Source organism: Kribbella sp. NPDC006257 (genome assembly GCF_040613535.1).
Classification (GTDB): domain Bacteria; phylum Actinomycetota; class Actinomycetes; order Propionibacteriales; family Kribbellaceae; genus Kribbella.
In genome coordinates this window covers 1-8,322 of record NZ_JBEXSJ010000073.1, presented here as the reverse complement: position 1 = coordinate 8,322, position 8,322 = coordinate 1, and the positions used below count along the sequence as shown (strand labels likewise).

Annotated in this window: 9 protein-coding genes and 1 pseudogene; 6 read left to right on the top strand and 4 right to left on the bottom strand. The window is 69.4% G+C overall.

The genetic code is table 11. From position 1 onward, the window contains the following. Both ABZ004_RS40415 and ABZ004_RS40410 read right to left on the bottom strand, forming a co-directional pair. Positions 1-891 (bottom strand): annotated as a pseudogene (locus tag ABZ004_RS40415) (hypothetical protein); the annotation flags it as partial. Positions 892-1,034: 143 nt separating this feature from the next. Then, positions 1,035-1,862, bottom strand: coding sequence for a TIGR03936 family radical SAM-associated protein (locus tag ABZ004_RS40410; RefSeq protein WP_355687602.1), 828 nt, complete (start codon positions 1,860-1,862; stop codon positions 1,035-1,037). A gap of 48 nt (positions 1,863-1,910) precedes the next feature. Here ABZ004_RS40410 and ABZ004_RS40405 point away from each other — a divergent pair, with 48 nt between their 5' ends. Further along, positions 1,911-2,891 (top strand): zinc-binding dehydrogenase, encoded by a 981-nt coding sequence (locus ABZ004_RS40405; RefSeq protein ID WP_355687601.1) that lies wholly within the window; start codon positions 1,911-1,913, stop codon positions 2,889-2,891. Here ABZ004_RS40405 and ABZ004_RS40400 read toward each other — a convergent pair whose 3' ends face one another. Next, positions 2,892-3,386 carry an anthrone oxygenase family protein gene (locus ABZ004_RS40400; protein ID WP_355687600.1) on the bottom strand — a complete coding sequence of 165 codons (495 nt, stop codon included), beginning with the start codon at positions 3,384-3,386 and terminating at the stop codon, positions 2,892-2,894. Positions 3,387-3,500: 114 nt separating this feature from the next. On the opposite strand from ABZ004_RS40400, the gene ABZ004_RS40395 reads away from it, so the two are divergent. The 4 genes from ABZ004_RS40395 to ABZ004_RS40380 are packed head-to-tail and all read left to right on the top strand — an operon-like array spanning position 3,501 to position 7,223. Further along, complete coding sequence (locus ABZ004_RS40395) at positions 3,501-4,304, top strand: lysophospholipid acyltransferase family protein (RefSeq protein ID WP_355687598.1); 804 nt, start codon at positions 3,501-3,503, stop codon at positions 4,302-4,304. Positions 4,305-4,343: 39 nt separating this feature from the next. Beyond that, complete coding sequence (locus tag ABZ004_RS40390) at positions 4,344-5,222, top strand: prephenate dehydratase (protein WP_355687604.1); 879 nt, start codon at positions 4,344-4,346, stop codon at positions 5,220-5,222. A gap of 4 nt (positions 5,223-5,226) precedes the next feature. Next, positions 5,227-6,207 (top strand): GNAT family N-acetyltransferase, encoded by a 981-nt coding sequence (locus tag ABZ004_RS40385; RefSeq protein ID WP_355687596.1) that lies wholly within the window; start codon positions 5,227-5,229, stop codon positions 6,205-6,207. Between the two features lie 41 nt (positions 6,208-6,248). Continuing rightward, positions 6,249-7,223: a GNAT family N-acetyltransferase gene (locus ABZ004_RS40380; RefSeq protein WP_355687594.1), complete on the top strand. Its 975-nt coding sequence runs from the start codon at positions 6,249-6,251 to the stop codon at positions 7,221-7,223. Positions 7,224-7,259: 36 nt separating this feature from the next. On the opposite strand, the gene ABZ004_RS40375 is transcribed toward ABZ004_RS40380, so the two are convergent. Beyond that, positions 7,260-7,808, bottom strand: coding sequence for a hypothetical protein (locus tag ABZ004_RS40375; protein WP_355687592.1), 549 nt, complete (start codon positions 7,806-7,808; stop codon positions 7,260-7,262). 301 nt (positions 7,809-8,109) lie between these two features. Here ABZ004_RS40375 and ABZ004_RS40370 point away from each other — a divergent pair. After that, on the top strand, positions 8,110-8,322 hold a 213-nt coding region (locus ABZ004_RS40370), incomplete at its 3' end, for a hypothetical protein (protein ID WP_355687591.1).

The following is an 8,322-nucleotide window of genomic DNA, read 5'->3' as shown; positions in this document are numbered from 1 at the left end:
CTCGGCTTCGGCAGCGCGGTCGGCTGCTTCGGCGGCACGGTCGGCGGCGGTCGGGCGGCGGCGCGTACGACGTCCGCTCGGCGCTGCCTCGTCTTCGGTCACTGCGGGGGTGGCCTCGACCGGGCTGGTCGCGACGGCCTGAGCCGGGACCTCGGTCGGCGCCTGGAAGAGCACGGCAGCAGCCGCGGGCGCCCGGCGGCGGCGACGCGTGGTGGTCTCCGGAGCCTGCAACGCGGCAGCAGCAGCTGCCTCGACCGCTTCGGCTTCAGCGGCGGCCAGCGCAAGCGCCTCTTCGTCCTCATCGGCGTCGGCAACCGGCCCGTCGGTGACGGGGGTCTCCTCGGCCAGCAACTCCGCCTGACGCGCAGCGGCACTCTTGCGAGTGGTGCGTTTGCGCGTGGTCTTCGCCGGCGCGGCAGCAGTCTCGCCTTCGGCGGGGGCCTCGGACGCCACCTCGCCTGTCGTCTGTGCCGCCGGGTCGGCGGCGCCGCCGGACTGCGCGGCGCGGGTCGCGCGGCCTTGGCCGCGGCTCCGGGTGCGAGTGGCGGGCGCTGCAACGACAGCCTCGGCCGGGGCTTCGTCAGTCAGTTCGGGGAAGGTGTCCTGCGGCGCGGCGGCGGCCTTCTTGGCGGGGCGCTTGGCGGCGGTCTTCTTGACCGTGCGCTTGGCAGCCGTCTTCTTCGCCGGCTGCGGCGCCGGATCGGCGGCCGCGGCGTCGGGCTGGGTGCTGATCGCGGTCTCGACCGGCTCAGCGGTGGCGGTCTTCGCGGCGGCGGCCTTCTTGGCCGGGCGCTTGCGGGCCGTCTTCTTGGCAGCAGCCTTCTTCGCGGGCTGCCCGGGGGCGGTGGCAGCCGTGGCTGCCTCGGTGTCGTTCGGCTCGTTCTCGAGCATGTGGTGCGGGTCTCCTCTGGCCCTCCGGCGCATCCTGCGACCCTGTCACGGTCCGGCGCAGCCAGCTGGCGGTCTCGGTCTCGCCGCTACCGACAACGCTGCCGGTACGGCGGAAGCCTTCTGGATCCGCTCCCCCGCGCTCGTCAGGGCACAGATGGAGCGGCGGCGTCGTCCTCCGCTACATGCGTCTGGTGGTCGACCGCCTGGCCGGTCGCGGTCGCCTGGGTGGCGTCGCGGTCACGAGCGAGCGGATCGTCCACAGTGCCGGTTGCCGCGAGAAGCGGGCCCTGGGCGAGCCTGGTCAGAAGAGCCGGGCCCGTCACCGGAAGCGTCGCTACGTCGAGCACGCCGGCGAGAACGTCGTCGGGTCTCACGGCCGGGGTTCCGTGCCGTAACACCACTTGCAGTATCGCACACGTCGCAACCGGCGCCGGTTCACTGCCGACCGCGAGTCGGAGAACGGCGTCCCGACAGTCGAACGAGCGAAGTCCCCGTTTGGTCATGCGCTCGACCAGAATTTCGTCCCGGGCGAGGAACGCCTGCACCGCCTGCTCGGCGTCCGCGGTATCCACGCCTGGCAACGCGATCAGCCACTCGCTCGCCTCCAGCTGGTCGGCCAGCGACCCCGGCCCGGCGACGACCACCTCGAGGACGTCGAGTCCGGACGGCAGCGCCTCGTCGAGGTCGGCCCGGACCCGCTCCGGGTCGCGCTCGTGTGTGAGCGAGATCTCCAAGTACTCCGCCTCCGAGGCGGCCCCGGTCGGCGCGGCACCGGCGTACGAGATCTTCGGGTGCGGGCTGAAGCCGTGCGAGAAGGCGACCGGCAACTCCGCCCGGCGGACGGCGCGCTCGAAGGCGCGCTGGAAGTCGCGGTGTGAGGTGAACCGCAGCCGTCCGCGCTTGGCGAAGCGGATCCGCAGCTTCTGGACCGCGGGAAGCTGCTGGGACGGCGGAGCCTGAACTGGTGCCACGCGATCATTCTCGCAGCACCACCCACCAACCCTGAAAAGAAGGCAACGATGCGCGCACTGCTCTTCGACGAACCGGCGGCCGACACGTCCACCACCCGGGTCGCCGAACTGGACACCCCCACGCCGGGACCGGGTGAGGTGTCCGTCGACGTCCGCGCCGCCGGGGTGAACTTCATCGATGTGATGGCCCGCCGGGGCGATCCCGGGTACGCGACCGGCTGGCCGTTCGTTCCCGGCCTGGAGGTCGCCGGGACGGTCCGGGCGCTCGGAGCCGGGGTGAGCGGGCCGGAAGTCGGCACGCCGGTTGCTGCGTTCACCGGAGCGGGCGGCCTGGCCGAAGTCGCCGTCGTACCGGCTGAGCGGGTGGTGGAGATTCCGGCCGGCCTGTCGTACGAGGAAGCAGCCGTTGCCCCCGGCACCTTGACCACGGCCGCGTTGCTGCTGGGACCGGCCGGGCGGCTGCGGGAAGGCGACATCGTCCTCGTCCACTCGGCGGCAGGCGGTATCGGCCAGGCAGTCGCTTCGCTGGCACGTCTGAAGGGAGCAGGGCTGCTGCTCGGGACCGTCGGCAGTGCGAGCCGTTCGGCGGCAGCAGAGCAGTCCGGGTACGACGCTGCGCTGGTCCGCGGCGACGGTCTGGCGACCGCGGTCCGGGAGCGAACCGGCGGCCGCGGGGTCGACCTGATCCTCGACCCGCAGGGCACCGAGTGGATCGACACCGATCTCGAACTCGTCGCCGCGGGTGGGCGGATCGTGCTGTTCGGCAATGCGGGCGGTACGCCGATGACGCTGCCGCCGGCCGGCCGGTTGTTCGGCGGCAACGTCTCGATCGGTGGATTCAGCATCCGTGGCTACGCGGCGAACGCTCCGGCACTGGTCGCCGAAGCGCTCGCAGACGTTCTGCACAAGGTGAAAGCGGGCGACCTGTCGATCGAGCTCACGCCGGTCGACGGTCTCGACAAGGCGGCCGAGGCCCAGCAGGCGCTGGCCGACGGACGTGGCGACGGGAAGTACGTCGTACGGGTCTGATCAGGACTGGGACTTGCCGGTCAGGACCAGGGCGTAGCTGAGGAGGGCGAAGGCGAGGGTGCCGAGGAGCGTGCGGACGAGGTTGAAGCTCCGCCAGCGCGCCTCGTCGAAGGCGGCCCGGACGGCGGTGACGTCGATGGTGTCCGGGTCGCCGGCGGCTTTGATCGCGTCGTTGAGCGGGACGTTGACGGCGATCGTGATGATCATCGTGACCAGGTAGAGGACGAAGGCAGCCGCGATCCACGGCAGCGCCTTCTCCTTCAGCTGGAGCAGGCCGGCCAGCAGGGTGAGGACCAGCGCGCCGACGAAGCCCAGGCCGAGGAAGACGGGGTTGATGATGGCCCGGTCGACCGCCTGGAAGGTGCCGACGAAGGTCTTGTCGTCGGTCTTGGCGAGGCCGGGTATGAAGGCGTTGCCATAGCTGAAGTACACGCCGGTGACGAGGCCCGTCGTCATCGTGGCGGCAATCAGGGAGACCACCCGCAGAGCATTCATGGGCTGACGGTACCGATCCGGGCTTTCAGCGACCTGTCAGTTCCTCTGATCACGCACCAGAATGGACCGGTACGGCATCATGAGGGCTCGGGGAACGTGAGGGAGAGGACATCGATGACGGAACCGGCGCAGTCGCCGCGGCCTGAACCGGACCGCAGCACCGGGGTCGACGACGCCGGCGAAGGCGACGGCAAGGGCATCTACTGGGTGCTGAAGAACGTGATCGTCGGCCCGCCGGTGAAGCGGGTGTTCCGGCCGAAGGTGGAGGGCATCGAGAACGTCCCGCTGACCGGCCCGGCGATCATCGCCAGCAACCACCTGTCGTACGCCGACTGGATCTTCATGCCGCTGGTCCTGCGCCGCCGGGTCACCTTCGTGGCCAAGTCCGACTACTTCACCGGCGCCGGCATCAAGGGCACCTTCCAGCGCGGCTTCTTCAAGGGCACCGGCCAGGTCCCGATCGACCGTTCCGGCGGCTCGGCGTCCGAGGGCGCGATCCGGGCCGGGATGAAGGTGCTCGAGCGCGGCGACCTGTTCGGCATCTACCCCGAGGGCACCCGGTCGCACGACGGCAAGCTCTACAAGGGCCGCACCGGCGTCGCCCGGCTGGCGCTGGAGGCCAAGGTTCCGGTGATCCCGGTCGGCGTGATCGGCACCGACGTGGTCGCGCCGCCCGGCAAGATCGTCGCCTCACTCGCCTCCCCGACGGTGAAGTTCGGCGAGCCGCTGGACTTCTCCCGGTACGACGGGATGGAAGGCGACCGGCTGATCCTGCGCGCCGTCACCGACGAGATCATGTACCGGATCATGGAGCTGTCCGGCCAGGAGTACGTCGACATGTACGCCACCAAGGCCAAGCAGCTGGAGGGCCGGGCGCCCACCGGGGCCCCCAAGAAGGTCCGCAAGACGGACACCTGATCCAAGAGGTGAGACAGCATGGCGCTAGGCTGGGAAACCGTGGACGGACCTATCGCGTATCAGGGTGAGCCAGGCGCCAACTCGGCGATGGCGTGCACCGAGATGTTCCCGGGACGCGAACAGCTGCCCTGTACGACGTTCGAGGACGCCCTCGAGGCGGTCAGCACCGGGCGCGCCGGGCTGGCGATGATCCCGGTCGACAACTCGATCGCCGGCCGGGTCGCGGACATCCACCACCTGCTGCCGGACTCCGGGCTGCACATCATCGGCGAGTTCTTCCTGCCGATCCACTTCCAGCTGATGGCCACGCCGGGCACCCCGCTCGAGTCGATCAAGACCGTCCGCAGCCATGTGCACGCGCTCGGGCAGTGCCGCAAGATCATCCGCGAGCACGGCTGGTCGACCGTCGTCGCCGACGACACGGCCGGCGCTGCCCGTGAGGTGTCCGAACTCAAGGACCCGACCGTCGCCGCCCTCTCCCCCGTCGCCGCGGCGGAGCTCTACGGCCTCGACATCCTCGCCCGCGACGTCGAGGACGAGCACCACAACACGACCCGCTTCCTGGTGCTGTCGCGCGAGCCGCAGGTGCCGCCGGTCGGTTCGGGTCCGACGATCACCAGCTTCGTCTACCGGGTCCGCAACGTGCCGGCCGCGCTGTACAAGGCGATGGGCGGCTTCGCGACCAACGGCGTCAACATGACCAAGCTGGAGAGCTACCAGCTGGGCGGTTCGTTCTTCGCCACCCAGTTCTACGCCGACGTCGAAGGTCACCCCGAGGACCCGCACGTCGCGCTCGCACTGGAGGAACTCGCCTTCTTCTCGGTCGAGGTCCGCATCCTCGGCGTCTACCCCGCCCACCCGTTCCGCGCCAGCATCGCCGAACCAGCCGCGAACCGGGCCCTCCGTCCTCATCACTGAACGGATGGACATCGTTCAGGTCGATTATCAAGACCTGTTCCGTACTGCGTACGCGGTGATCCGAGCCGCGTCCGAGCGGAAGTTCCCGTCGTCGATCCCGGTCGACGAAGCGTGGTCGCTGGTGGATTCGCCGCCGCCGGAGTACCGGTTCAGTTGCCTCGCAGCGGTTGATGGTGAGGACGTTGTCGGAGCCGGGTGGCTGACCTGGTCGCTGGCGGAGAACCGCGAACTACTCGTGGCCGAGCTCGGTGTCGAGGCGGGACATCGCCGCAGAGGCATCGGGTCGTCGTTGCTTGAGGCAACAAAGCTTGCCGCTCTCGCGGACGGACGGAATGCGTTGCTGGCCGAGACATTCAGCCCGTACGGCGAGGGGCCGGGTACCGGGGCAGCCTTTGCCACCGCCCGAGGCTTCGTCTCGCAGTACGCCGCCTTGCATCAAGTGCTGAACTATCCCGTGAACGGCCTTGATGTGTTGGCAGTTGAGATCGCGCCGCATCACCAGGAGTACACGCTCGCCACGTGGCCGGACGGGTGCCCGGACGAGTTCGTGGACCAGTACTGCGATCTGCTCAGCCTCATCGACGACGAGGTTCCCCTCGACGACCTGGACCTCGAAGCCAAGCGCTGGACCCCCGAGCGCCTCCGCTCGGTCGAAGCACGTCGTCGTACGGCCGGCCACCTCACCAGTACGACGGTCGCCATCGCCGCCGACGGCTCCCTGGCCGGCTACACCGAGCTCACCGGCAAACCCCAGCACCCCGAACGCCTCGACCAGCACGACACCCTGGTCCGCCCGAACCACCGCGGCCACCGCCTCGGCCTCGCCCTCAAAATTGCCAACCTGCAAGCCCTCCAGGCCCGCACCACCAACCCCGCCACCATCCACACCTCGAACGCCGTCAGCAATGCGGCGATGATCGCCGTCAACGATCAGCTCGGCTTCAGGCCGGTCGAACACCAGCAGGTCTGGATCCGTCAGCTCTAAATGGAGCGCGGCCGGCGAGCGAAGACACATAGGGTCGCCGGATGGAGCTGATTTACGTCGACGGACGCGATGCGGAGATCTTCGAGCGGTTCTTCCGGGTGAAGGATGAGGTTCGGCGTGGGCAGCAGGAGTTTCCGGTGGGGCTCGGGCCGGCGGAGGCGCGGCCACTGATGACCGAGGAGCATGTCGACCTGCGTGCGGATGGTCTGGCGATCGTGGACGGCGACGACTGGCTCGGGGTCGCCTGGCTCGACTGGTATCTGCAGGAGAACACGCATCTGCTCGAAGTCGAGATCGCGGTCGACCCGGTGCACCGGCGTACGGGCGTTGGCACGAAGTTGCTGGAGGCAGCTGCCGAGCGGGCCCGTGCGAGCGGGCGGCGATTGCTGACCGGGAGCATCATCGGTGACGCGGCCACCGGAGAAAGCGCCGGTACGGCGTTCGCCACGGCGCACGGCTTCGTCCGCAAACACGAGGAGCTTCATCAGATTCTCGAGTTGCCGGTCGACCCGATGGTCGCCGTCCAGCGCGATGGGTACGAATTCGTGCAATGGCGCGACCAGATCCCGGACGAGTGGCTCGAGCAGATGGCGGCCGCGTTGCAGGGAGCCTCTCGCGACATCCCGCATGGCGAGCTGGACCAGCAGGTGCAGCAGTGGACGCCCGAACGAGTCCGGGAGGTCGAGGCACGGCGCCTGAAGCAGGGCCGGTTCTGCTACACCACCATCGCGGTGACGGCCGAGGGCAAGTTGGCGGCGTACACGGAGATGGGCGGTACCCCGGAGATTCCTGACCGGCTCTACCAGTGGGGGACGTTCGTCTGGCCGGAGCATCGGGGGAAGGGGCTGGGGATGGCGGTGAAGATTCCTAATCTGCGGTCGTTGCAGGACGGGCTGGCGGGGTCTGCGGTGCTGCATACCTGGAACGCGCCGGAGAACGCTCCGATGATTCGGGTGAACGACCAGGTCGGGTTCCGGGCGGTGGATCGGCGGAGTAGCTGGGAACGGGCTGTCTAGCGAAAGGTCGAGTCGGTCGGCTGGGGGCCGGCTTGGTCAGCGGAAGATCCAGTCCGGGTAGCGGGTGGCGAGGACGTGGTGGTGGCCGGCCCAGCCGGTTGCCTCCCGGCGTACGGGGTCGAGGGTGTCGGGGTGGCCGCCGACGATGCGGTAGCCCCAGCTGAAGGCGGCGATCGGTTCGAGGACGCGGGTGCGACTGACGTCGGGCGCGATCACCAGGAACGTGTCGGCCCGCCATTCGCCGTCGGGGTGATCGGGGTTGGCCGGGGCGTCGAAGAAGGTCGGTAGATAGCCGTACGCATAGAGCGGACTGGCGTCGGCGAGGAACGGCGGCGCGTCGACCGACACGTCGTGGTCGAAGCCGCGGGTGATCACCTGGACCCAGCCCATGATCGCGTTGATGCCTTGCCCGTGATACCTCAACGTCGCCAGGCAGATCGGGAATCCGCGGAACGCTTCGGCGTCGAGATCCGGTACGACGAGTTGGTGCCCGGACGCCCACGGGTCGTCGTTGGGCTGCACGCGGAGGTTGATCAACCCACGCTGACCCCGGACCTCGAACGGCACGGTCAGCTCTCGTCGCATCCGGTCATCCTCCCCTTGCGCTTTCAAGCAATTCTCCAACGCCTGGCAAGGATTTCACGGGAGCGACTACCGGGTCCTACGGACTTGTGCACCGGCGGTGACGAGAGGAAGGTGGAAGCGAGCAGCGTCTTGGGGGCAGCCTGTTCGGCAGAAGCTGGCGGCACACGCCGCCTCGGCCGGAACGTTGGGGTCTGGGGGATCTGGAGAAGCGTCCCGGTCCGGTACTTCGTGCTGCGCGACGTCCGTCGCCGCGGCCGGTCCGTCCTGCCCGTCGCCCCTGTGGTCCAGCAAGGGGGATGAGATGGCGAGGAAGGCCAACGGGCGTGCGGACGTGTCGCACCGAGCCGATGACCAGATGCCGGGCGAGCGGATGTCCGCACCGGCAGCGAACGGGACACCCAGCAACGGCGTGCCCGCCGGAGCCGGGACGATGAGCGCCGGCGGTGGCGGCGCGATGGGTGGCGCCGGTGGTGGCGGCGCGATGAGCAGCGCAAGCGGTGGCGGCGCGATGGGT

Excerpts from the sequence above, each read along its gene's own strand:
- ABZ004_RS40405 (WP_355687601.1), top strand. The coding sequence starts at position 1,911 with ATGCGCGCACTGCTCTTCGACGAACCGGCGGCCGACACGTCCACCACC.
- ABZ004_RS40400 (WP_355687600.1), bottom strand. The coding sequence starts at position 3,386 with ATGAATGCTCTGCGGGTGGTCTCCCTGATTGCCGCCACGATGACGACG.
- ABZ004_RS40395 (WP_355687598.1), top strand. The coding sequence starts at position 3,501 with ATGACGGAACCGGCGCAGTCGCCGCGGCCTGAACCGGACCGCAGCACC.
- ABZ004_RS40385 (WP_355687596.1), top strand. The coding sequence starts at position 5,227 with ATGGACATCGTTCAGGTCGATTATCAAGACCTGTTCCGTACTGCGTAC.
- ABZ004_RS40380 (WP_355687594.1), top strand. The coding sequence starts at position 6,249 with ATGGAGCTGATTTACGTCGACGGACGCGATGCGGAGATCTTCGAGCGG.
- ABZ004_RS40375 (WP_355687592.1), bottom strand. The coding sequence starts at position 7,808 with ATGCGACGAGAGCTGACCGTGCCGTTCGAGGTCCGGGGTCAGCGTGGG.